We start from the raw sequence: 23,298 nt of genomic DNA on the forward strand, positions 1-23,298 counted from the left end.
AAAGAAAAGGCGATCACGACCATGGAATTGCGCCCGTTGACCGAAGATTATGCCGTCTCTCCCCAGATCGAGCCCCAGGACCTGGCGGCCATACGGCAGGCCGGATTCACGATGATCATCGACAACCGCCCCGACGCCGAGATCCCGCCCGAGTTGTGGGCCGAACGCATGCGCGCCGCGGCCGAGGCCGAGGGGCTGACCTTTGTCGTCAATCCGGTCGTCGGCGGCGCGATCACGATGGACAACGTTACCGCTCAGGCCGATGCCATAGCCAGTTCCAAGGGGCCGGTGCTGGCCTATTGCGCCTCGGGCAACCGGTCGTCCATCGTCTGGGCGCTGTCACAGGCGGGCCGGATGCCCACCGACGAGCTGATCGCGCGGGCCGCGCGCTGGGGCTACAACCTCGAACCCTTCCGTCAGACGATCGAAAGCCTCGCCAACCGCGGCTGAGCTTCGGACCGCTCAGGAGGTCTTCGCGCGCTCGATGATCTCCTTCGGCGGACGGACCGGCAGGGACACGCGGAATGCGGCGCCGCCCTGTCCCGGCAGATAGGTGATCGAGCCGCCCAGATTTGCCATGATCTCGCGGCAGATGGCCAGGCCAAGCCCGGCACCGCCGGCCTGATTGTTATCCGTCAGGCGCGAGAACTTTTCGAAGATCAGGCGTCGTGCCTCTTTCGGAATCCCCGAACCGTTGTCGATGAAATCGACGATGATCCGTCCGCCGCGCTTGCGGGCGCTGATGGTCAGCTCGGGCCTCTCGGCATCGCAATATTTGCGCGCGTTCGAAATCAGGTTGATGAAGACCTGAAGCAGTCGGTCGGTATCCGTGATTACCGGGATATGTTCGGCCGGCGGGTCTCGGTGCAGGGTGAAGGACCGCTGGGGCTGCGTGGACGACGCCGCGCGCACGGCCTTTTCGATCAGGTCATGCAGGTTCGCGACCTTGATGTTCAACTGGACCTTCCGGTTCTCCAGAACCGACAGATCCAGCAGATCGTCCAGCAGGCGCGTCAGGCGGATCGTTTCGTCGTGAATGATCTCGGCGTATTTCTGCTGCATCCCGGGCGGCAGTTCGGGATCCATCAGGATCTCGGAAAAGGCCCGGATCGAGGTCATCGGTGTACGCAGTTCGTGGCTGATCTGGCTCAGGAAGGCGTCCTTCTGCACCGACAGGTCGCGCAGCTTGTCGTTGGCCTCTTGCAACTGGCGCGCCGTGCGGGCCAGTTCCTCGGACTTGGCTTCCAGCTGGATCGAATATTCCATGATCTGCTGCGCCTCGGAGGCGACCGCCATCAGGTCCTGCGCCGACACGACTGCGCCCTCGGCAAACTGGGCGATCATCGCGTGGGCCGTCGCGGCGCCGACCGCGCCTGCCAGCCGACGTTCCAGCCTGTCGATGAATTCGGGCGTCGTATCCGGCAGCAGACCGGCCTTGCCCTGCGCTTCGGCCTCGGCCTGAAAGAAGGCTTGTGCCTCGTCCGCGCCAAGGATGCCCTGTGCCATGATCAGCAGATCTTCGGCCTCGGCACCGCCGCGTGACCAGCCGCGCGTATCGGCATCGGTGTCAAAGACGTTGACAAAGGCCACGCCCTGCATCCGCTCGATCGGAGAGGGAAACGTGAAGAGCGAACCGCACACAAAGGATATCGCATTCAGCGACAGCGACCAGAACAGCGTGTGCAGGACCGGATCCAAACCTTCGATCCCGAACAGGGCATGCGGACGAAGCCAGGCGATGCCCCACGGCCCAAGCTGCATCAGGTCATGCGAGATCAGGCCATCCTCGCCGAACGAAGGCAGATACAGCGTGTAGATCCAGACAATGAAGCCGACGATCAGCCCCATCGCCGCGCCCGCCCCTGTCGCACCGCGCCAGAAGATGCCACCCAGCATCGCCGGCAGGATCTGTGCGGCGCCAAGGAAGGCGATCAACCCGATCGAGGCCAGCGCAGCCGAGCCTCCCGAGAGGTGATAGTAGGAATATCCCAGCGCCAGCACGCCACCGATGGACAGACGCCGCGCCATCAGGACCATGCCGCGCACATCGCCCGTTGCGCGGCCCTTCGCGGTTCGTTGCCGGATGCTGAGCCAAAGTGGAACGACGATATGGTTCGACACCATCGTCGCCAGCGCGATCGAGGCCACGATGACCATCGAGGTTGCCGAGGAGAATCCCCCCAGAAAGGCCAGCATGGCAAGCTGCCCCTGGCCCTGGGCCAGCGGAAGCGTGAGAACGAACAGGTCGGGGTTGGACCCTGCAGGCAGCGTCGTCAGACCGACCGCCGCGATCGGCACGACGAAGACGCTCATCAACAGAAGGTAAAGCGGGAAGGCCCATGAGGCCGTCGCCAAATGACGCTCGTCGGCATTCTCGACGACCATCACCTGGAACATCCGTGGCAGCGTGAGGATCGCCGCCGCGGAAACACAGGTCAGACCGATCCACCGGCCCGGTTGCAACTGCCACTCCGCGATGGCCGAGCTGTTGATCGTCTCGACGACGCCCTGCCAGCCGCCAGCGATGCCCCACACGACGAATATTCCGACCGCGACAAGGGCAACCAGCTTGACGACCGCTTCCACCGCAATGGCGATGACCACACCGTGGTGGCGTTCATTGGCGTCAAGGTTGCGCGTGCCAAACAGGATCGTGAACAGGGCCAGTCCCGCCGCGACCCACAAGGCCGTGGCGCTTTGGTTGGGCAAGGCCCAGCCCTCGGGCGCGTCGCTGGCAAACACGCCGAAAGACAGCGTGACCGATTGCAGCTGCAGCGCGATATACGGCGTGGCGGCGACGACGCAGATGACCGTGACCAGCACACCCAGAAGGTTCGACTTGCCAAAGCGCGAGGAAATCAAGTCGGCGATCGACGTCACGCGCTGGCGACGTCCGATCCGCACCAGCTTGCGCAAGACCAGCCACCAACCGACCATGACCAGGGTTGGACCCAGATAGATCGTGAGGAACTCCAGCCCCGAGCGCGCGGCGTAGCCGACCGCGCCATAAAAGGTCCAGGCCGTGCAGTATATCGACAACGAAAGCGTATAGACCAGCGGCGACCGCAGCCATCCGACACGCCCGCGCGCGGCGCGACGCTCGGCGGCAAAGGCGATCAGGAACAGAAACCCCACATAGACAAGGCAAACGGCGACAAGGATGTTGAACGGCACCATCAGTCCCGCATCTGATCGGTTGCAAGGGGGTCGCCGGACGACAGGCGCGCCTCTTCCTCTTCGGCGCGGACCAGAAAACGCGCCAGAACCAGCGCAAGGGCAATCAGTACGGCCCAGGCCATGAAAAGAAAGATCCAGCCGCGCGCCGTGTCAGGTTGTGGTGTATCGGCAGGCCGCCACAGGATCGGAAGAAAGAACAGGAACATGCCCACAGCCGGCAGCATCCTGGCCGCGTCCATCATGCGACGAAGGCGATAGCTGCGCCGGGCCAGGAACAGGGGACCCCTGGGACGTTTCATTCGCGCCCCCATTTCGGAAATGTCGTCATGCCCCGGGCCCGGTTCATCGCGCTGCGACCTCTCGCAAGGCACGTACGATCTCGTCATTTCCAAAAGGCTTGGCCACAAAGCCGCTGGCGCCGGCTTGATGCGCGCGCGCGCGCTCCTGCGCCTGGCCCATGGCCGACAGGATCAGGACAGGAAGACCGTGCAATTCGGGATCGGCCCGGATCTCTGCCAGGATGTCATGTCCCGAACGGCCCGGAAGCATCAGGTCCAGGATCACCGCGTCGGGACGTTCCCGACGCAGCACCCGCATCGCATCCGCGCCCTCGCCATGCGTCACGACCTGCCAGCCGTCGCGGTCGAGCACATAGCGGATGGCTTCCGCGATATGCGGCTCGTCCTCGATCAAGAGGACCTTTCCGGTCATCTGCCGCACTTCCTCCCCGTGGCTTGCGCCATTCTGATGAGCGACCATTGCCCAGTTGACCGACTATTGCGCAGTGCGCGCAGGCTGTCAAAGCCGGCGACAGCCGAATTACCGGCCTTCAGCGACCAGGATCGAGGGTTCGCGCCGCGCGGCACAATCCCGCAGCGGGCAGATGCGGCAGGACGGGCCGACGGGCACGACCCGTTCGACCACCGGGTCCGGCGGAGGCAGGATCAGCATCATCGAACGGATGACCTGCGGGCCGTCGAACCCGGCCGGATAATGCGGTTCGCAATAAGCGTAGCACAGAAATCTTTGCGGAATGCGGCCTGCCATCTCGACCACGCGCCGGATCGGTGTCACCGGGCGCTGCATTGCTTCGAACAACGGCCACAGGGGACAGGCCGAACCATGGCGTGGCAGCGAAAAGCCCGGAACCGGGCGCCGAAAGATCAGCGTTCCCGAACCGTCGCAGACGACCAGCCCAAGCGGCGGCGTCGCCCCCTCGGGCAGACTGGCCAGACGCCTGAAGACGGGTGCAAGCCCGGTTCCGAAATGGCGGGCCAGCGTCAGCGGATCTGGGCCATGGCTCTCGACCGCCGACAGAAAGCGCCCAAGCGGCAGGGCCATTGCATCGGCGCGATAGCGCTCCAGATGATTAAGCGCCAACTTGCGGGCCGCGCCGCTGGCAAATTCCGGCACGCCCGAGATCAGGCTTTCGGCCGGCGGCGGGTTCGGTCGTTCCAGCGCGGGCAGATGCCAGTTCATGCTCGCCAGCCAGGCCTCGACCTCTTCCTGCGGCGAAGCGAGGCCGGTTTCGGCCTCTTGCGTGCTGTCCAGATAGGCCACCAGCGCCAGCGCAGCTTCGGACAGCCGGATGCTGTCGGCGTGGACGTTGCGATGGAAGCGCGCCTGCCATTCCGGTGCGATCTCTTCATCCTCGGCCAGGATCGAGGCAGTCGAACGCAGCGAGGTCACGGCCGAGACGATCTCGTGCAGGGCCGCCGACAGGTGCGGGTCATGCGCCATGCGTTCGTTCAGGGCGACGACCGCGCGCTCCAGCTCTTCAAGCCGCGTGTGCTGGGCGGCGATCAGTCCTGCCCAGCCGGGAAAGCGGCTGACGAATTCCTCGATCCGCGCCACTTCCGGGGGACGTTCGCCATCCATCCCGGCGGCTGCCTGGCGGAGACGTTCGAACAGGACATGCTCGGCCCCTTCGGCAAGCGAGTCCGCATCGACGCCCAGCGCCTTGGCGATACGGTCGAGGATCTGGCCCCCGACCCGGCGGCGATTATGTTCGATCAGGTTCAGATAGGCGCCCGAAATGCCCGCGGCGCGCGCCAGTTCGGCCTGTTTCATTCCGATCGCCAGGCGGCGCTCCCGGATGCGCGTTCCCGCCAGCGCAGATCGTGCCATGTCACGCCCCCGTCCGACCCAGGCTGGGAGTTTACAGGCTTTTCACGCCCATGGAAGCACTTGCGGCCCCGTCAGCAATTCGGCGGGGCAACATCGTGGATGCGCGGCACGGCCGGTTCACCGTTCACGCATTCGGTCAGCTTGTAGGGGCTGCGGGTACAGGCCTGCACCGAAAGGGCAAGCGCGCACAACAGAACCACGATGCCCGCCTTTCCATGCGCGTTTGTCAAACCGCTCATGCCTCTTGCCATCTGTCTCTCCCCTCTGGCCTGGCATCGAACCTCTGCCCGAACCGAGGTAAACCCCGCCATGCCGTTCCGGGCAAGAGGAAATCCATCTTCTGCGGCCATACCGACCACCCCCGGGAAGCCCGCGATCGTCCGTTCCCGGCCTGTGCCCGCGCGTATTCCTGAACTATTGGCCAAGTTGACCATGCGGCGCACAGGCTTCAGCCTGATCCATGGAAGCCGACAGACACGGAGCGCGAATTGACACGGATCGGGCCCAGCCGCGTGCGATGGTTCCATGGAGGTCGGGCGCGCATCCTGTACAACCTGATTTCGTGGCATCTGCGCAACGCGACGGATCTGCGCTTCATGAATTACGGCTATGCCGAAGAAGCCGATGCAGGCAATGACGGTGACCAGACCGAACGGCTTTGCGCACGGCTATACGATGCCGTCGTAGCTTCGGCCAATCTGGCCGGGGCGCGGATCCTGGATGTCGGGTCAGGCCGCGGCGGGGGCGCATTGCATCTGCTGCGACATCACGGTGCGGAAGAAGTTACCGGGGTCGATTACTCCGCCCGTGCGATCGAATTCTGCCGGCGGGTCTATGAAAATGAAAACCGCCTTTCCTGGCTGCAGGGTGATGCTGCCGCCATTCCGGTTCCCGACGGACAGTTCGACATCGTGACAAATGTCGAAAGTGCCCATTGCTATCCCGACCGTCGGGCGTTTCTGCGCGAGGCATTTCGCGTCCTGCGCCCCGGCGGCTGGCTGCTGCATGCCGACTTTACCCCGCAGGCTGACGCACCTTCCGGCCATGTCTCGGCTTTGGCAAGCCAGGTCACGCGGTCGGGCTTTCAGGACATTCGTGTCACGGAGCTCACGCAAGGGGTCTTGCTTGGGCTATCCCTGGACGCCAAGCGGCGCGGCGACGAGATCACGCGGCGATTTCCCGCGCCAGTTCGTCCCGTCGCCCGGCTTTGGGCGGGCTTGCCCGGTTCCTGGATCCATCGCGATTTTGCCAGCGGCCGGCGCCTGTATTACCGGCTGAGCGCCCGAAAGCCCGAATAGACCTGCCGAAAATCGCGGAAATTCACGCTTTGGGTTTGACCTTTCGGCCAGGACTTCGCAATCAGGGGGTGTAAGAGTAACCGTGAGGTAAACGTGTCGGATCGACAACCTGGCCCCGACAAACGCAAAGATCATCTGCCCGCAAGGCGCCCCGCCCCGGGGCGCACACGCATTCAGCGGCGCAACAGGCAGACGATACTGGAGGCCGCGCTGGACGTATTCTCGCAATACGGTTTTCGTGGCTCGACGCTGGACCAGATTGCCGCCGCGGCCGGATTGTCCAAGCCGAACCTGCTGTATTATTTCCCGTCCAAGGAAGCGATCCATGTCGAGCTACTCTCGACGCTCATGGATGCCTGGATCGATCCGCTGCGCAGGCTGAACCCCAACGGCGAACCTGTCGAAGAAATCCTGGCTTACATGCGCCGCAAGCTGGAGCTGAGCCGCGACTTTCCGCGTGAAAGCAGGCTGTTCGCCAACGAGATCCTTCAGGGCGCGCCCCGCATCATGGAGGTCCTGCGCGGACCGTTGAAGACGCTGGTAGACGAAAAGGCCGCCTTGATCCGTTCCTGGGCGCAGGCGGGTCGCATTGCCGACGTGTCGCCGCATCACCTGATCTTTTCGATCTGGGCGCTGACCCAGCATTATGCCGATTTCGACGTACAAGTGCGGGCCGTCCTGGGAGAGGGTCACGACCCCTATGCCGAGGCCGGCGCCTATCTCGACACCTTGTTCCGCAAGCTGCTGGCCCCGTGATCTGTCGTGGCAAGCGCCCGGATCGCCGCGTCCAGGCATTCCGGCGGAAGCAGGACCAGCATCCGTTCGCTGTCGAAGTCCAGCTCGACGGGCCCGGTCGCACGGTTCGAGGTTCCGACCCGTCCGTCGGGCGCGAAATCGATGCCATCGATCGGCCATTCCAACCCCTTTGACCTGCCGCGAACCGGGGCGATGGGAAACAGCGACACGCGCGTATCCCTGTGCAGATCCAGCCTCAGACGTCGCGGGGCAAGAAAGACCACATCCTGCGACCCGATCACAAGGCACCGGCGTGACGGGTTTCGTGCAAGCGCGTTCCACACCGCCAGAACGTGATCCTGCCTGTCACCGGAAAAGCCGACCGCCAGGATATATGGCGCGACGATGCGGATCAGGCATTTCTCGAAATCGGTTGTCTCCTGCTCCGCGACGCGGATCAGCCGCTCGCGGGACAAGTCTGCCAGAACCTCGGGCCCGATCGAGTCCATGTCACCGATCACGAATTCGGGTGCCAGACCTTCGGCAAAGGCCTTGTTCGCGCCGCCATCGGCCGCAACAAGAAACGGGGCCCGCTTCAACGCCGCCTGCAGCGCGCGGCGATCGACGCGCCCGGCCCCCAGAAGCGTGACGGGTTTGTCGGAACGTATCAATTCTGATGGGTCGGACGCGAACGACATGCGAAATTGATGCCTCAGCCACGCAACGGGCACAATATTGCCAGATTAATGTGCGCAAGATTTCCGAACGATTCAGATCTGCCGCGCCCGACAGGCGGCGAATCCGAACAGACCGGTTGCAGCAGGAGGCTACGTTTCATGGCCAAGTCGAACAGGAACTCCACGGCCAGATCGCACAAGGTGCTGACGGTATCCTATGGCAGTTTTTCCTGCACGCTCGAAGGGTTCGACGATCCTTTTGCCGCAATGAAGGCGATCGCGGAATATTTCCGCGAATTGGCTGAAAAGGATCGCTATTTCGGGGCCGAGCCCCCCGCCATGGATCCCGAGATGCTGCACCGGATCGCCGAACGCGAAACGAAGCGTCACGTCGACGCCCGCATCAGCGAGAATGGCATCGTGCTGACCGCGCGACCGCAATCGGCCGAACCCGCGGCAGAGGCAACCGAAGAAGCCCCGGCCGCCATGCATGATGACGCCACCGAACAGCCGGAGCTCGCAGAAAACGGCAAGGACCCCGAAAGCATCGCGGCCAAACTGATGCGCATTCGCGCAGTGGTTGCCGCCTCCCGCGCGGCGGCCCAGGCCGCAACCGGCGCCGAATCCGATGACGGCTCGTTGCTGCCCACGACCGAGCTGGACGATGACGAGATCTCGGGGCCCGAGGAATATGACTTCGGCATCGATCTTGATGAGGGCCTGGAAGTCGTTGACCGTGCCGACGAATCGGCGGCGACCGATGAAGACCGCGACCTGCCGGAGCCGTCGGGCCTTGAGGACGAATTCCATGCCGATTTCGACGAGGACGTGACGGCATCGTCAGATGGGGATCTGCTTGCCGATCCGTCCGGTATCGAACAGCCCGAGGAAATCGAAGAAGACAGGCTGGGTCAGGCCGAACTGGCCGAGGACGAGGACGTGTCCCGGGATGCGACAATTGAAACCGTCGATGCGGACAAGATGGAAGATTCCATCCCGGCTCGGGCGGCCGCCGAAGACGAGACCGCGGTCGAGGCCCTCGAAGATCCCGCGCAGCCCGTCGCCGATACGGCAATCGAAGCCGATGCCCCCATGCCATCGACCGAGAAGCTTGTTCTGACTTCGGCAATCGATGCGGTCACCGAGCCCAGCGACCCGGACGAGCCGCATGCTCAGGATGACGACACGACGGCAGAAGAACCTTCGGCAGCCGAACAACTGACGGAAGAGGAACAGGACGATACCGCCGCGGCCATATTTGCCGCCCTGTCGGCGGACCTGCCTGCCGAAGACGACGCGTCCGCGAGGGACAGTTCCGACGAAGCCGCGAGAGATGCCATTCTTCGCGCCGAAATTGGCGCGGCGATCGGCAAGACCGACGAACACGACGACCCCGAGCTGGAGCGTCAACTGGCGCAGCTGGCGCGCGAGGTCCGCAGAGAAGCCAGCGAGGGACGCGAAATCCTGCGTCGCACCGGCAGCAAGACAGAATCGCTCGACCGTTTGCTGGACATTGCCAAGTCAAAGCTCGACGAACCCGAATCCCGCCGCCGGTTTTCGGCTATCACGCATCTGAAGGCCGCAGTCGCGGCAACCGTCGCCGACCTGCAGGCCGGGCCCAGCGGCGCGGGCCCCGAGCCGGTCGATCGCGAAGCCGAGGCGATCAGCCGCTTCCGCAACGATCTGTCGGAAACGGTTCGGCCGCGCCGGCCGGACCCGAAGGGTGAAACCACGACACCGCGCCCCGAAACCGGATCGGCAAAGCCGGCGCCCTTGGTTCTTGTCAGCGAATACCGCGTGGACAACGCGCCGGCCAAACCCGCACAGACCATTCCCGCCCCGCAGGCAGCGCCACAGGCTGACAAGCAGCAATCCCCCGATCAGCCGCGGCCCGAGGACGCGAAATCCTTTGCCGAGTTTGCCGAGGCTCTGGGCGCGCGCAACCTGGCCGAGCTTCTGGAAGCCGCAGCCGCCTACACCGCGCTGTTCGAAGGCATGGAGAAGTTCAGCCGCCCGCATATTCTGCGCAAGGTCGCCGAAATCGACGCGGACTCCGATTCCGCGCGCGAAGAACGGCTGCGCACCTTCGGGATGCTGCTGCGCGAAGGACGGATCGAAAAGATCGGGCCCGGTCAGTTCAAGGTATCAAGCAATTCGCGCTTTCTGGTCGAAAGGCGCGCTGCATCCCAATAGCGGACCGCAAGGCCAAGACCATTCCTGATCGGAAAGGGGCGCATCAGGTGCCCCTTTCCGCTTTCACTGACTATTCGGGCTTGTCGTCCGATACCGACGCGTCGGGATCTGCCTTGCCAACCCCGCGAAAGATCGACCGGAAAGGCAGGATCCAGACCACGCCCAGCGCAACATAGATCAAGACCTCGATCCAGATCGGCTGGCGACCGAAACGCGCATCCATCCAGTTCACCGCGCTGACCGACAGCACGATCCACAACGGCATCCCGACCAGCAGGATCAACAGCGCCAGACGGCGGCGGGTGCGATAGGGCAACATCAGTCAGCGAAGGGATCGGTGACAAGAATGGTGTCGTCACGCTCGGGGCTGGTCGACAGCAGCGCCACGGGGCAGTCGATCAGCTCCTCGACGCGCCGGACATACTTGATGGCATTGGCTGGCAGATCGGCCCAGCTGCGCGCGCCTTCCGTCGATTCCTGCCAGCCGGGCATTTCCTCGTAGATCGGCTTGCATCGCGCCTGCTGTTCGGCCGCCATCGGCAGGTGGTCAAGACGCTGGCCATCAAGCTCGTAGCCGACGCAGATCTTCAGCGTGTCGAACCCGTCCAGCACGTCCAGCTTGGTCAGCGCAATCCCCCGCACGCCCGAGGTCGCACAGGTCTGACGCACCAGACATGCGTCGAACCAACCGCAACGGCGCTTGCGGCCCGTCGTCGTGCCGAATTCGTGGCCGCGTTCGCCAAGACGCTGGCCGATTTCATCGGTCAGCTCGGTGGGGAACGGCCCCTCGCCCACGCGGGTCGTATAGGCCTTGACGATGCCCAGCACGAAATCGATGGCACCCGGACCGATGCCCGTGCCCGTTGCCGCCTGCCCGGCGATCACGTTCGAGGACGTCACGAAGGGATAGGTCCCGAAATCGATATCCAGAAGCGCGCCCTGGGCGCCCTCGAACAGGATGCGACGCCCGGCCTTCCGGGCCTCGTTCAGCACTTTCCAGACCGGGCCGGCATAGGGCAGGATCTGCGGCGCGATCGCGCGCAGTTCGGCCAGCAGGGCTTCGCGATCGATCGGCGCCATGCCCAGACCGGCGCGCAGCGCATTGTGGTGGACAAGGGCCCGATCGACACGCAGCTCAAGGGTGCGGTCATCGGCCAGATCGGCGACACGGATCGCACGGCGTCCCACCTTGTCCTCATAGGCCGGGCCGATGCCCCGGCCGGTCGTGCCGATCTTGGCGACGCTGTTCTGGGATTCGCGTGCGCGGTCCAGCTCGCCATGGAAGGGCAGGATCAGCGGCGTGTTCTCGGCGATCATCAGCGTGTCGGGGCTGATTTCCACGCCCTGATCGCGCAGGGTGGCGATTTCCCTGACCAGATGCCAGGGATCAAGAACCACGCCATTGCCGATCACCGACAGCTTGCCGCCGCGCACGACGCCCGAGGGCAGGACATGCAGCTTGTAGACCGTGCCATCGATGACCAGCGTGTGACCGGCATTGTGGCCGCCCTGAAAGCGCGCGACGATGTCGGCGCGTTCCGACAGCCAGTCAACGATCTTGCCTTTGCCCTCATCACCCCACTGGGCCCCTACCACAACGACATTGGCCATGCGTCACGCTCCTGTTCCGGCAAACCCGCGTCGGTATAGCGAGGCTTTGGGACGGACGGAACCGATTTCTTGCCTTGGGCATGACGTGAAACGAAAAGGGCGCCGGTCGAAGGCCCCGGCGCCCGTGTTCCCCGATTCAGGCACGCCTTACGCAGGTATCAGCATGCCCTTTTCGGCCGCAAGCTTGCGCATTTCCTTCTGCAGCTTCTCGAAGGCGCGGACCTCGATCTGCCGGATGCGCTCGCGGCTGACGTCATACTTGGCCGAAAGCTCCTCGAGCGTCAGGGGATCGTCTCGCAGGCGACGCTGGATCAGGATGTCGCGCTCGCGTTCGTTCAGGACGGACATCGCCTTTTCCAGAAGCTCGCGGCGCGCCTCCATCTCCTCGGCTTCGGCATAGCGCTCGGCCTGGTCGGCATCCTCGTCCTCAAGCCAGTCCTGCCACTGGGCGGTGCTGTCATCAGAGCCGATCGTGGCGTTCAGCGATGCGTCCGAACCGGCCAGACGGCGGTTCATCTCGATCACTTCGTCCTCGGTGACGTTCAGATCCTGCGCAATCCTGGCGACCTGTTCGGGCCGCAGGTCGCCATCCTCCAGAGCGCCGATGCGGCTCTTGACCTTGCGCAGGTTGAAGAACAGCTTTTTCTGGGCGCTGGTCGTGCCCATCTTCACCAGGCTCCAGGACCGCAGGATATATTCCTGGATCGAGGCCCGGATCCACCACATGGCATAGGTCGCAAGCCGGAAGCCCTTTTCGGGATCGAAGCGCTTGACCGCCTGCATCAGGCCCACATTGGCCTCGGAAATGACCTCGGCCATCGGCAGGCCATAGCCGCGATAGCCCATCGCGATCTTGGCCGCCAGCCGCAGATGCGAGGTCACCAGCTTGTGGGCGGCCTCGGTATCCTTGTGCTCGACCCAGCGCTTGGCGAGGATGTATTCCTCTTCCGGCTCGAGAAGCGGAAACTTGCGGATTTCCTGCAGGTAGCGGTTCAGCCCGTGTTCGGGGCTGGGTGCAGGAAGGTTTGCGAAATTCGACATCGGCTCTGCCCCTCTTCTCCGGTCGAGGACCACGCACAATAAGAACGGCACGGCCCCCATGCAAGGGCCGCAGGCGCGCGGCCGTCATTTGCGTCGGCAACCGTAGAACGGCAACCTGGCGGATTTCCGTCGCATTGCCATTGGCTATCCATGCCGCTCACGCGGAATTCAACGCGCCGATCAGGTGGCGGTTCCGCGCAACAGGTCAAGCAGCGCGGTAAAATCCGGCGGCAGAGGACTTTCGAATTCCAGCCTTTCCCCGGACACGGGGTGATCGAATCCCAAGGTCGCGGCGTGCAATGCCTGTCGGGGAAAGGCGCGGATCGCTTCCACGGCCTGATGACCCAACGCACTGGCCGACGCGCGGCGGCGGCCGCCATAGACCGGATCACCGATCAGGCCATGCCCGACATGCGCCATGTGCACGCGGATCTGGTGCGTGCGCCCGGTTTCCAGCCAGCATTCGACCAATGCGCAGGCGGGCGGTGTGCCAAAGCGTTCCAGAACCCGAACCCGGGTCACGGCGTGGCGGCCGCCATGGAATAGCACCGCCTGACGCTGGCGATCGGTCTTGTGACGGGCAAGCTGCGTCGTGATCTTCAGCACGCCCCCCGGTTCGAAATTGGTGCCCCGTATGCCATGCAGGCGCGGATCGGCCGCGTCGGGCGCACCATGGACCAGCGCCAAATAGCGCCGGTTCACGCTGTGGCGTTCGAACTGCGCCGCCAGCCCGTGATGGGCGCGGTCGGATTTGGCCACGACGAGCAGGCCCGACGTGTCCTTGTCGATCCGGTGAACGATGCCCGGCCGCCGCTCGCCTCCCACGCCGGACAGGGACGCGCCGCAATGGTGTAGCAGCGCATTGACCAGCGTGTCCCGGGGCGAACCCGGAGCGGGATGAACCACCATGCCCGCGGGCTTGTCCACCACGATCAGGTCTTCGTCCTCCCAGACGATATTCAGGGGGATGGGTTGTGCCGGTGTCTCGACCGGTTCCGGCGCGCCAAGGGCGATCGTGTAGGTCTCGCCCTCGCCGGGCCGCAACTTCGGATTGTCCACGATCTGGCCATCGCGGCTGACCGCGCCCTCGGCCAGCAGCCGCGCAAGGCGCGAGCGCGAAAGCGCCGCTTCGTCTGGCACATCGCGCGCAAGCGCCTTATCAAGACGGTCGGGCGGGTTTGGCCCGATCACAACCTTCAGGATGCGGTTTTCGATGTCAGACATGGACAAGACTCCGAAGGACGGGACTGGCACACCGCCCGAGCTGCGCTTTCTCAAGGCTCTGGTGACCGTATTGGCGGGAACGATGATCGTGGGGCTGATAACCCTGATCGCGCTGCTTGTCACGCGCCTGCCGGGAACCGCCCCCCCTGCCCCTGTCCTTCCTGCACGGATCACCTTGCCCGACGGCGAAAGGGCACGCGCGGCGACCTTTGGCAATGGTTGGATCGCCGTGGTCACCGAAAATGACGAAATCCTGATCCTGGATGCCCGGACCGGCGAGTTGCGTCAGCGCATCAGGATCGACCTGACCGACCGGTAGGCCTCACCTCTCGATCTTCAGGCCGATCTTGCCGACATGGCGTTTCGAAGCGAATGCCTCCTGTGCGTCCCGGATGTCCCGCAAGGAATAGGACCTGGCCAATAGCGGGCGCACCTGCCCGGATTCGATCCAGCGTACAAGCCCCGCGAAGACGCCATCGTCAAGCTCGGTGCAGCCATACAGCGTCAGGTCCTTCAGGTACAGATCGCGCAGGTCCAGATCGACCACCGGCCCGCCGACCGCGCCCGCCACGGCATAACGCCCGCGGTGCCGCAGGACGGACAAGAGTGTCGGAAAGGCCGGCCCGCCCACCAGATCGACGACCAGATCAAAGCTCGCTTCGCCAAAGCGCGTCTTCGGATCCTCGTCGCGTCCGATCACCTCCGTGGCGCCGATATCCAGCAAGACCGGCGCCTTGTCGGGCTTCGAGACGGCCACGACCTCGCATCCGCGCGCGGCCGCAAGCTGGACCGCGGCGGAACCGACGCCCCCCGATGCACCTGTCACCAGCACGCGCTCACCTCGAGCGGCGCCGGCGCGTGACAGCATGTTCTCGGCCGTGGACCAGGAACAGGGAAAGGTTGCCAGCTCCTCATCCGAAAGGGGGCTGTCGATTGGATGCGCATTGACCGCGGGCACCACGAGATATTCCGCAAAGGCTCCGTCCATTTCGGACCCCAGATATTCGGGCGTGGCCAGGCGCCGGCCATTGCGTTGACGGATGCAGGGTTCGACAAGGACTCGCTTGCCGATCAGGTCCGGATCGACGCCCGCCCCTGCATCTTCGACCATACCGCAAGCGTCGATGCCCTGGATCAACGGGAACCGCAGGGGCTTGCCGCCCCAGCTTGCGTCCTCGGCCGCGTTGCCCTTGCGCGAATACCAACCGACGCGGGTATTGATGTCGGTGTTGTTCACAGCGCTGGCCCGCACGCGGACCAGAACCTCACCCGGCCCCGGTTCGGGGCGCGGCAGATCGTCCCGCCATTCCAGCTTTTCAGGCCCGCCATGACCGGTCAGAACCACCCCGAACATCGTTTTTTCAGACATCCTGCACCCTTGGCATTCCCATCAATCCGGCCGGAACGGTAACGGGGCGTGCCCCGGGCGGCAAGTCACGGCCCATCGAGTATATCCGCCGTCAGCCCCAGGTGGTGGTCGTGTCGTCCGGCAACTGGACGATGCGGCACCCCTCGTGAAAATCATCGAAAGAATGCGGCCAGACAAGGCCGGGCCATACCACGTGCATCCGACCCTCGGCGGGCCAATAGGCCGCAGTGTACAGCGTGCCGAAGCCCTGGCCGAAGGCGGTGGAATACAGCGGCGGACGCAGGAAGGCCTCGATGAAGCGCGTTTCGGTTTCGGGATGCATCGTCAGTCGGTTCAGCAGGAAACGCTCGCGCTCGACCGTCGCCGTAAAGCGGGCATGGCTGGACCACTCGACGCGTTCCTGATGGTTGGTGGCAACGGGGGATCGGGTGATGACCGGTTCGCGATCCGGGGCCAGATAGATCGTGGCCACATGCCGCGACCGATCAAGAACGGTCACGTTGTAGCTCATGTGACAGGGAATGCGGGCCAGGGCGCGGATTGCCTCGGCCGTTGTCTCGCAGGTCTGCAGGACATAGCGCAGGATCAGGGGCACGCCGAACCCCTCGCCCACTGCCTTGCGACCACCAAAGGTCAGCGAAACGGCGAGGCCCGCGCGATTGACGCCGTCCAGCAAGCCCCAAAGACCGTCCGACATGCCCATGACCGGCCGATCAAGGAATTCCGTCCGGAGGATCACGCCATCAAAGGCCGCGGGGGCGTAATCGTAATTGCGCACCAGAAGCGGCAATGGTCCCTGCCATACGGCCTGGCTGCACCCGGAAAGGTAGGGCGGCGGGCACCAGAACGACAGGAAGCGCGCGGCATTGTCCCCGCCTCCGCCCACCTCTTCGCAAAGCGCGTCGTACAGGTCCAGAAGCTCCGGCATGTGGCGTGCCAAGGCCGCGCGGCATTCCCGATAGGTCGGGCGCGCTGTCAGGCCCTCGCGCGCCCACCAGCGGCGCCAGGCGGGCCAGTATTCCCTGAACAGGGCCGCCAGCTTGGCGCCGGGACGATCCTCCGAGATCGCGCGAAAAACCAGTGACGACACCGTGCGCGACCCTAGAGGATCTTGAAGGCAGGCTCGGGTACGGGGCTGACCGGCTGCGCGGCGGGCAATGGGCGGGCCTGGAAGGCGGACTTGATCCCCCAGATCCAGCGCTTTGATTCCTCGGTCAGCTGGAATCCGCGGGTCATCGAACGCCCACGCTTCACGAGGATGCCCATGTCGGCCCCTTCATAGCGATAATCGCCCGGCTTCAGGATGCGCAGGAAGAACGCCTCGTTGTCGCCCACCGCGCGCCGGTGATAGTCGAAGCGGTCGAACACGACCCGCCCGTCCTCGAGCATCTTGTAGATCCCCGATGGCGGTGCTTCGGTGACGATGTCGACACTATCGTCGGTATGCTTGATGACCATCTGCGACCAACTGTCGATCATGTCGGGATCCGACCAGCGGGCATTGATTTCGTCCACGTCGATCTCGAACGGCTTGTCGGAAAATTCCAGCAGGTGGAACAGGAACAGCGGCGCGTCGGCATGGGCAAAGGCCGCATGGTTGGTCATCGAGCTTGCGCCGGTGATGCGGGGATTGAGCTCGCCCAGCCACAGATCGCCGGTCTTCTTGTCGATCAGGAAATCCAGCTCGAAATAGCCGCGATAGCCCTCCTTGCGCAGTTGCTCGCCAAAACGGAAGGTCATGTCGCGCGCCTTCCTGCGCAGCTCCGGCGTGAAGGCCGTTGCGAAGATCTCGTTGCCGCACCAGCCGCCGCGATAGGGCGTAAGTTCCTTGAATCCCACCAGTTCTGTCATCAGCGGGCCAACGATCGTTCCCTGCTTGGTGGCGCAGGCCTCGATCGCCGCGCCGCGGCAGTCGATGCGCTTCATGATCTTCATGTCGCCCTGGCCGACGATCTCGTGTTCGTGACGGCGAAAGTCGGATTCGGATTTGACGAAGAAGGTCGTATGGCCGGAATCGCCATACGGGGTCTGGATGACCAGATCGTGGCCCAGGCCGGCCTTCTCGGCGATCCGGCGCAGATGTTCGTAGCTGTCGATCTTTGACAGCGTGTTGGGCACCGATGGCACGCCCGCCTTGTTGCCGATGCGGACCGTCTCGACCTTGTTGTCCAGCTTGGCACGCAGCCGCGCCTTTGGAAACCAGACCTTGCCGCCCAGCTCCTTGACCAGACGTTCGGTGGTTTCGTCGAACATCAGAAAGACGAATTTCGGCTTGCCGCCGCGACGCGTGACGCGGTCGATGACCTCCTTGTGCTGCAGCAGATAGTTGTTGATGTCCTCGATCGACTGGAATTCGTCATGCGGCATCTCGGAGGGAACGAAGACGTTCGGGTGCCGCCCGTCGAAGCAATCTATGTAATTGATATAGGAAAAGTTCCGCACCCATTCGTCGATGCCAAGAAGGTTGAAATTCGTGGCCGAAACGAAATAGATCGGGTCGCGGTTGGTATGGAAGTAGCGCCGGATCTCGGAGATATTCCGCAATACCTTCCTTTGCATCTGTCAGGTCCTCCCCCAGTATCATTGTTTGTCCGCCAGGACATCCGGCGTGAAAATGCGCAGGCCCAGATCGGGCCGGTAGCCGTGAATCTCGGTGACATCCAGCGCCATCATGAACCGGACGATCTCGGCGCTGATGATCTGGCCCGGCACAAGAATGGGAAAACCCGGCGGATAGGGTATGACGAAGGCGGCGGAAACCATCTCTTCGCCCTCTTCCAGCCGCGCCAGAAGGTCCGGCCCAAGATCGACATAATCACAATGGGTCTCGTCATAGGACAGGAAGAAGGCACTTCGCAGATCGCCTGCCGGCAGATTGGGCTCGGGTCGGAACGCCGGATGGAACGCCGAGAAATCCGGCAGCGGCGGGACGTCGTGCACAAGACTTTGCACCCGTCGCTCCCACGCGCGCCGCTCCATCCGGCTGTCTTCCTCGTGGATCGTGTCCAGATCGCGCGCGATCTCGGCCAGAACCTCGATCAGATAGGCGACCGAGCTGCGCGTGGTCCCGATATTGGTCATGAACAGGACCGTGTTGCGCGAGGTCTTGTTGATCTGGATACCATAGCGATCCATCAGGATCTTGTTCTTGAACGTGTCGCCATCCCACCCCGTGCGCCCGATCAGCAGCGTGATCCGCGTCGGGTCCAGGACGAATTCATCCTCGCGCCAGCTGCGCCAGAAGTCCTGCCAGCCCTGCTCGGCATCATAGTAGCTGGTTACACCCGACTGCCGGAATTGTTCCGGGATCATGTCACCGGCCGTCAGGACCTTGAAATACTTCGAGATCAGCGGATGCGTCGCGACCGCCCGGCGGATCGCCATGGCGGTTTCGATCTGGCGCTGCACGAAGTCGAAACCCTCAAGTTCGACCTGACGCCGCCCCACATCCAGCGAGGCGATGATCTGGTAGTTCGGACTGGTCGAGGTATGGGTCATGTAGGCCTCGTGAAAGGCCTCCTCGACCTCGCCGCGGAAGTCCTGATCGTGCACGTGGATCATCGAGCCCTGGCGCAGCGAAGTCAGGGTCTTGTGGGTTGACTGGGTCGCATAGACCCGAACGCGCGCATGCGGCGGCGCGATCAGCCGAGTATTCAGCAGGGTTTCCTCGTCGGCATCGGCCAGGCTCTTCTGCTGCTGCTCCCACGCGGCCGCATGTTCGGGCGCGCGCAGCCGTTCCTTCAGCGTCTCGGCGGCAGCCATGGCGGTGCGGCGCCGATAGGTCGGGGTGAATCGCGCGAAGGCGAACCACGCTTCATCCCACAGGAAGACAAGATCCGGCTTGATGGCCAGGCATTCCTCCATGACGCGCTCGACGTCATAGACGATGCCATCGAAGGTGCAGTTGGTCAGCAGGACCATGCGCACGCGATCAAGCTGCCCCGCCGCCTTCAGACGCAGAAGATGACGCTTGATCTCCTTCAGCGGCACGGCCCCGTACATGGAATATTCATGCAGCGGATAGCTTTCCATGTAGACCACCGAGGCCCCCGCCAGCACCATCCCGTAGTGATGGGACTTGTGGCAGTCGCGGTCCAGCAGCACGATATCGCCGGGGCGCACGATGGCCTGCACCACGATCTTGTTGCAGGTCGATGTGCCATTGGTGGCAAAATAGGTCCGTCGGGCGCCGAATGCGCGCGCGGCCAGTTCCTGTGCTTCCTTGATCGGTCCGCGCGGCTCCAGCAGGCTGTCCAGCCCGCCCGACGTGGCCGAGGTTTCGGCCATGAAGATGTTGGGCCCATAGAAGGCCCCCATGTCCTGGATCCAGTGCGACCGGCTGATCGACTTGCCCCGGCTGATCGGCAAGGCGTGAAAGACGCCGGTCGGCTGCTTCGAGTATTCCTTGAGCGCGTTGAAGAACGGCGTGCGATAGCGCCGGTTGACGCCACGCAGGATGTTCAGGTGCAGTTCCAGGAAATCTTCCTGATTGTAGAAGACCCGCCGGCACAGCCCCAGATCCATGCCCGCGATGTCTTCGGCCGAATGATCGGTGATCAGATAGGCGTCGATCTCGGGCCGCACGCGGGCGATCAGGCGGCAGGTTTCGGGGCCATATTCCGAGGGATAGAGCTCTTCGAGCGCCTCGGTCGCCGAGCGCGACAGGAAGTGATCCAGTATTTCGACATCGTTTTGCGAGCGCAGCTTCAGACCCGGCCGGATGACGACCGCCTGAACGTCGCGGTTGAAGAGTATGCCGACCAGCACATCCTCGACCGACGGCACGATGACGGTTTCATAGATGAACGGATCCTCGTCGCGGCGCATCGCCTGCAGGGCCGATCGCAGATATCGCTCTTGCTGGTCCGAGACGTCATCGACGATCAGCACCTCGAAATAGGGTCGGCCCAGGGACCGTTTGTCCGAAGGCAGCGTGGTATCGTCGCCAAGGTCGTCGAATTCGCTTTCTTCCGGCACAAGCGGGATGGCACGGCGCCGATAGGCGCCCGAGGCCAGCGCCCTGGCCACGCGACGGACAAGCAGCGCAAGTTCTTCGTGGCCGTTCAGATCCAGCAGGCGGCGAAGGTTCTGGAACGCGGACAGACCGGGGAAGGCAAAGTATCTTTCGATGGTCTCAAGCGCTTCGAACAGGGCGGCGGCACGCTCACGCAGACGCGTGATGTTCTTGCCGGATGTGCCCTCTCGGGCCAACGCCTCGGTCGTCTCGCGCAAGGCGCTCCAGCGATCCATACGAAGTTGCGTTGCGCTGAAATGCTCCGACAGCGACGGCACCTTCGTGATCGAATCTCGAGCGCTCAATTGATACCCCCCCCCCATTCGTGGAATCGGGGCCTCGGCGGAGCTGCGTTACTCCCCCTTGCCGCGATATCCGGCAAAGGCTTCGGCCCCCATCATTTCGTCGTCCCAGCGTTTTCTTTCACCGGGCTTCTCTTCCACAATGCCCAATGCCGTGCGTGGGTCAACAAGATTGATGCTCTTGCCCTTTGTCGGCATTTCCAGCGGGCCCAGCGTTTTCAGATAGGCGTCCGCGCCGCTGGTCCTGTCATAGATGGGAAAGTCGATCGCGCGGTCGCGGAAGCTCTTGAGCACCTGGCCCAGACCACGCAGGCCGGTGGCACGCTGGCGGCGCACAAGGTCCATGTCCACCTCGATCGGGAACATCTCTTCCTGACCGGCGCTCTGGTGCAGGATGTTGGCCGCGGGATCGACGACGATCGACCGCCCGACCCCGCCCGCGGACAGCCCGTTCACGGCAAAGACATAGATCTGGAACTGCGCGGCGGTCGCGCGGGCGATGGCAAGTTCGGCATCCCGGTCCGTCGTGCCCGTCAGCACCGGGTTCAGCAGAACTTCGGCCCCCATCGCGGTCAACTGGCGCGTGACCTCAGGGAACCAGATGTCATAACAGATGGAAACGCCAAATCGGCCGACCTCGGGCACATCGAAGACGCAGAACTCGGTTCCCGGTGCGACGCCCTGTTCATAGGGCAGGAACGGGAAAAGCTTGGAATATTTCGCGACGATCTCGCCCTGCGGGTTGATCACAACCGCGGTGTTGCGGATTGCGCCATCCTCGCACTTCTCGAACATCGATCCCGGCAAGAGCCAGACGCCATGCCGGCGGGCATCTTCCTGAAACTGTTCGATCGTGGCATTCGGAAAGGCCTGCGCATGGGTCAGCAATGGACCATAGGGGGCAAGCTCGCTGAACACGACCATCTGCGTCCAGGGAAAACGCGCCATCAGAACGTCCAGCCGATGGCGCATGCCATCGACATTCGAGTGCAGCGCCGACACGTGCATCTGGATGCCCGCGATCGCAAAGGGTGTCATGGCCTGGTTTCTCCGTGTTTCCTGCCTGCCGTCATGGGTTGAAAGCGGCAATGCCCGATACCGCGCGATCATCGCGCCTTGGCCGGGCAGTTGCAAGGCAGGCAGCCACGGACGTCACGGCATTGGCGGCCATGGTTGCCGGCGTGGCATGTCGGAACGCGTCACCTGGCCACGACCAGCTCGGCCTTGAGACCGCCCAGCCGCTCGCTTGTGCCAAGCCGCAGGCTGCCGCCATGGCTGCGCGCGATGTCGGCCGTGATCGCCAGCCCCAGTCCGACCCCCCCGCCCCGATCCTGGTTGCGCGCACGGTCCAGCCGCGTGAAGGGTTTCATCGCGTCGTCGCGCTGATCGCGCGGAATGCCCGGCCCGTCATCCTCGACCGTGATGCGGACCGAGCGGTCCAGTATCGCGACCGAGATCTCGGCGCGGTTTCCATAGCGCACCGCATTGCCGATCAGGTTGTTCAATGCACGGCGGATGGCAGCGGGTCGAAGACGGGCCATGCCCCTGCCCTCGATGGAGTGCAGCGCCACCTCGTGCCCGGCGCGGCGGGCATCTTCGATGACCGACCGCACCAGCTCCACGGGATCGACCTCTTCGGCCTCTTCCTCGGCCGCGTCGCCCCTTACGAAATCAAGGAAGGAATCCAGAAGGCGCTCCATCTCGGCGACATCGCGCAACAGATCCTCGACGCCCTCTTCGCCCTCCATCATCGCAAGGCCAAGCTTGAGCCGGGTCAGAGGCGTCCGCAGATCATGGCTGACACCAGACAGAAGAAGCGTGCGCTGCTCGATCTGCCGCTCGATCCGCGACCGCATGGACAGGAACGCCGCGCCCGCGGCCCGCACCTCGAGCGCGCCCGAGGGCTGATACGGTTCGACCCGCCCCTTGCCGAAGGCTTCGGCAGCGCGGGCAAGCCTGCGGATCGGGCGCAGCTGGTTGCGCAGGAAGATGAAGGCCACGGCCGTCATGAGCAGACTGGTCACGACCATGACAACCAGCAATTGATGCGGATTGCTGGCCGAGACGCGGCTGCGATCGAAGGACAGCCCCATCGGCCCGTATCGCGTTGGCAGGGCCAGCCGCACGGTCTTCAGATTGGACAGGTCCACGCCGGAAATTCCGGGAAATGCCGCACGCAAGACCGCAATCACGACGCGCCCCGAGAAGTCATAAAGGATGCGGTCATCCTGGTGCGGCGCCGACATGGCCGGCAGTTCCACATCGATCGAGAGAGCCTCGCCAAGCTCGCGCGCGATCCGGCCTGCGGATCGCGCGTCCGGCGCCGCCTCGACCCGGTCGGACAACAGGGCGATCTCGTGGACCAGATTCCGGGTCATCTGGCGGGTGACACCTTCGAAATGCCGCTGGATGAAGGCTATGGACACGACCAGCTGGATCGTCACGATGGGGACGATCAGGATAAGCGCGGCCCGCCCATACAGGCCACGCGGCAGGAGTCTTTTCATCCAGATCGATACCATGGCCCGAC

Annotated in this window: 21 protein-coding genes; 5 read left to right on the top strand and 16 right to left on the bottom strand. The window is 63.9% G+C overall.

Annotated features, from left to right (window positions below):
• Positions 1-21 precede the first annotated feature (21 nt).
• A complete protein-coding gene (locus LV82_RS12900) occupies positions 22-450 on the top strand; it encodes a protein tyrosine phosphatase family protein (RefSeq protein WP_104072389.1) in 429 nt (142 codons plus the stop codon).
• Positions 451-462: 12 nt separating this feature from the next.
• On the opposite strand, the gene LV82_RS12905 is transcribed toward LV82_RS12900, so the two are convergent.
• The 5 genes from LV82_RS12905 to LV82_RS14970 form a co-directional block, all read right to left on the bottom strand.
• Positions 463-3,174, bottom strand: coding sequence for an ATP-binding protein (locus LV82_RS12905; RefSeq protein WP_170063439.1), 2,712 nt, complete (start codon positions 3,172-3,174; stop codon positions 463-465).
• A 2-nt stretch (positions 3,175-3,176) separates the two neighbouring features.
• The gene (locus LV82_RS12910; RefSeq protein ID WP_104072332.1) at positions 3,177-3,476 is read right to left on the bottom strand and encodes a hypothetical protein; all 300 of its coding nucleotides are present in this window, start codon (positions 3,474-3,476) and stop codon (positions 3,177-3,179) included.
• Positions 3,477-3,519: 43 nt separating this feature from the next.
• The gene (locus LV82_RS12915; protein ID WP_104072334.1) at positions 3,520-3,888 is read right to left on the bottom strand and encodes a response regulator transcription factor; all 369 of its coding nucleotides are present in this window, start codon (positions 3,886-3,888) and stop codon (positions 3,520-3,522) included.
• A gap of 108 nt (positions 3,889-3,996) precedes the next feature.
• Positions 3,997-5,304: a helix-turn-helix domain-containing protein gene (locus LV82_RS12920; protein WP_104072336.1), complete on the bottom strand. Its 1,308-nt coding sequence runs from the start codon at positions 5,302-5,304 to the stop codon at positions 3,997-3,999.
• A gap of 71 nt (positions 5,305-5,375) precedes the next feature.
• Positions 5,376-5,543: a hypothetical protein gene (locus LV82_RS14970; protein WP_170063437.1), complete on the bottom strand. Its 168-nt coding sequence runs from the start codon at positions 5,541-5,543 to the stop codon at positions 5,376-5,378.
• A gap of 249 nt (positions 5,544-5,792) precedes the next feature.
• On the opposite strand from LV82_RS14970, the gene LV82_RS12925 reads away from it, so the two are divergent.
• The gene (locus LV82_RS12925) at positions 5,793-6,602 is read left to right on the top strand and encodes a class I SAM-dependent methyltransferase (protein ID WP_146065176.1); all 810 of its coding nucleotides are present in this window, start codon (positions 5,793-5,795) and stop codon (positions 6,600-6,602) included.
• A gap of 135 nt (positions 6,603-6,737) precedes the next feature.
• On the top strand, positions 6,738-7,358 hold the full coding sequence (locus LV82_RS12930) for a TetR family transcriptional regulator C-terminal domain-containing protein (RefSeq protein WP_104072391.1): 621 nt from the start codon (positions 6,738-6,740) through the stop codon (positions 7,356-7,358).
• Here LV82_RS12930 and LV82_RS12935 read toward each other — a convergent pair.
• A complete protein-coding gene (locus LV82_RS12935; protein ID WP_342750188.1) occupies positions 7,319-8,008 on the bottom strand; it encodes a thiamine diphosphokinase in 690 nt (229 codons plus the stop codon). The two genes, LV82_RS12930 and LV82_RS12935, sit on opposite strands and share 40 nt — an antisense overlap.
• Positions 8,009-8,173: 165 nt before the next feature.
• On the opposite strand from LV82_RS12935, the gene LV82_RS12940 reads away from it, so the two are divergent.
• Positions 8,174-10,207, top strand: a complete 2,034-nt coding sequence (locus LV82_RS12940) for a prolipoprotein diacylglyceryl transferase (RefSeq protein ID WP_104072343.1) — start codon at positions 8,174-8,176, stop codon at positions 10,205-10,207.
• A gap of 70 nt (positions 10,208-10,277) precedes the next feature.
• On the opposite strand, the gene LV82_RS12945 is transcribed toward LV82_RS12940, so the two are convergent.
• The 4 genes from LV82_RS12945 to LV82_RS12960 all read right to left on the bottom strand — a co-directional run bounded on the left by LV82_RS12945 (position 10,278) and on the right by LV82_RS12960 (position 14,083).
• Positions 10,278-10,529, bottom strand: coding sequence for a DUF2842 domain-containing protein (locus LV82_RS12945; RefSeq protein WP_211289217.1), 252 nt, complete (start codon positions 10,527-10,529; stop codon positions 10,278-10,280).
• The gene (locus LV82_RS12950) at positions 10,526-11,818 is read right to left on the bottom strand and encodes an adenylosuccinate synthase (RefSeq protein WP_104072346.1); all 1,293 of its coding nucleotides are present in this window, start codon (positions 11,816-11,818) and stop codon (positions 10,526-10,528) included. Before LV82_RS12950 ends, LV82_RS12945 begins: the two co-directional genes overlap by 4 nt.
• 147 nt (positions 11,819-11,965) lie before the next feature.
• Entirely contained in the window at positions 11,966-12,859 is an 894-nt protein-coding gene (gene rpoH, locus LV82_RS12955) for an RNA polymerase sigma factor RpoH (protein ID WP_104072348.1), read from the bottom strand.
• Positions 12,860-13,039: 180 nt separating this feature from the next.
• The gene (locus LV82_RS12960) at positions 13,040-14,083 is read right to left on the bottom strand and encodes an RluA family pseudouridine synthase (RefSeq protein ID WP_104072350.1); all 1,044 of its coding nucleotides are present in this window, start codon (positions 14,081-14,083) and stop codon (positions 13,040-13,042) included.
• Here LV82_RS12960 and LV82_RS12965 point away from each other — a divergent pair.
• Positions 14,073-14,402: a DUF6476 family protein gene (locus LV82_RS12965; RefSeq protein ID WP_245873164.1), complete on the top strand. Its 330-nt coding sequence runs from the start codon at positions 14,073-14,075 to the stop codon at positions 14,400-14,402. The genes LV82_RS12960 and LV82_RS12965 overlap by 11 nt on opposite strands.
• Before the next feature lie 3 nt (positions 14,403-14,405).
• Here LV82_RS12965 and LV82_RS12970 read toward each other — a convergent pair whose 3' ends face one another.
• The 6 genes from LV82_RS12970 to LV82_RS12995 form a co-directional block, all read right to left on the bottom strand.
• On the bottom strand, positions 14,406-15,452 hold the full coding sequence (locus LV82_RS12970) for an alcohol dehydrogenase family protein (RefSeq protein WP_104072354.1): 1,047 nt from the start codon (positions 15,450-15,452) through the stop codon (positions 14,406-14,408).
• 91 nt (positions 15,453-15,543) lie between these two features.
• On the bottom strand, positions 15,544-16,533 hold the full coding sequence (locus LV82_RS12975) for a C45 family autoproteolytic acyltransferase/hydrolase (protein ID WP_104072393.1): 990 nt from the start codon (positions 16,531-16,533) through the stop codon (positions 15,544-15,546).
• Between the two features lie 20 nt (positions 16,534-16,553).
• Complete coding sequence (locus tag LV82_RS12980; RefSeq protein ID WP_104072355.1) at positions 16,554-18,011, bottom strand: biotin carboxylase; 1,458 nt, start codon at positions 18,009-18,011, stop codon at positions 16,554-16,556.
• A gap of 21 nt (positions 18,012-18,032) precedes the next feature.
• Positions 18,033-20,789, bottom strand: coding sequence for an aminotransferase class I/II-fold pyridoxal phosphate-dependent enzyme (locus tag LV82_RS12985; RefSeq protein ID WP_104072357.1), 2,757 nt, complete (start codon positions 20,787-20,789; stop codon positions 18,033-18,035).
• A 30-nt stretch (positions 20,790-20,819) separates the two neighbouring features.
• Positions 20,820-21,806: a carbon-nitrogen hydrolase family protein gene (locus tag LV82_RS12990; protein WP_104072358.1), complete on the bottom strand. Its 987-nt coding sequence runs from the start codon at positions 21,804-21,806 to the stop codon at positions 20,820-20,822.
• Positions 21,807-21,967: 161 nt separating this feature from the next.
• Entirely contained in the window at positions 21,968-23,290 is a 1,323-nt protein-coding gene (locus LV82_RS12995) for an ATP-binding protein (RefSeq protein WP_104072360.1), read from the bottom strand.
• Positions 23,291-23,298: the final 8 nt, after the last annotated feature.

Source organism: Albidovulum inexpectatum (assembly GCF_002927635.1).
Lineage (GTDB): Bacteria > Pseudomonadota > Alphaproteobacteria > Rhodobacterales > Rhodobacteraceae > Albidovulum > Albidovulum inexpectatum.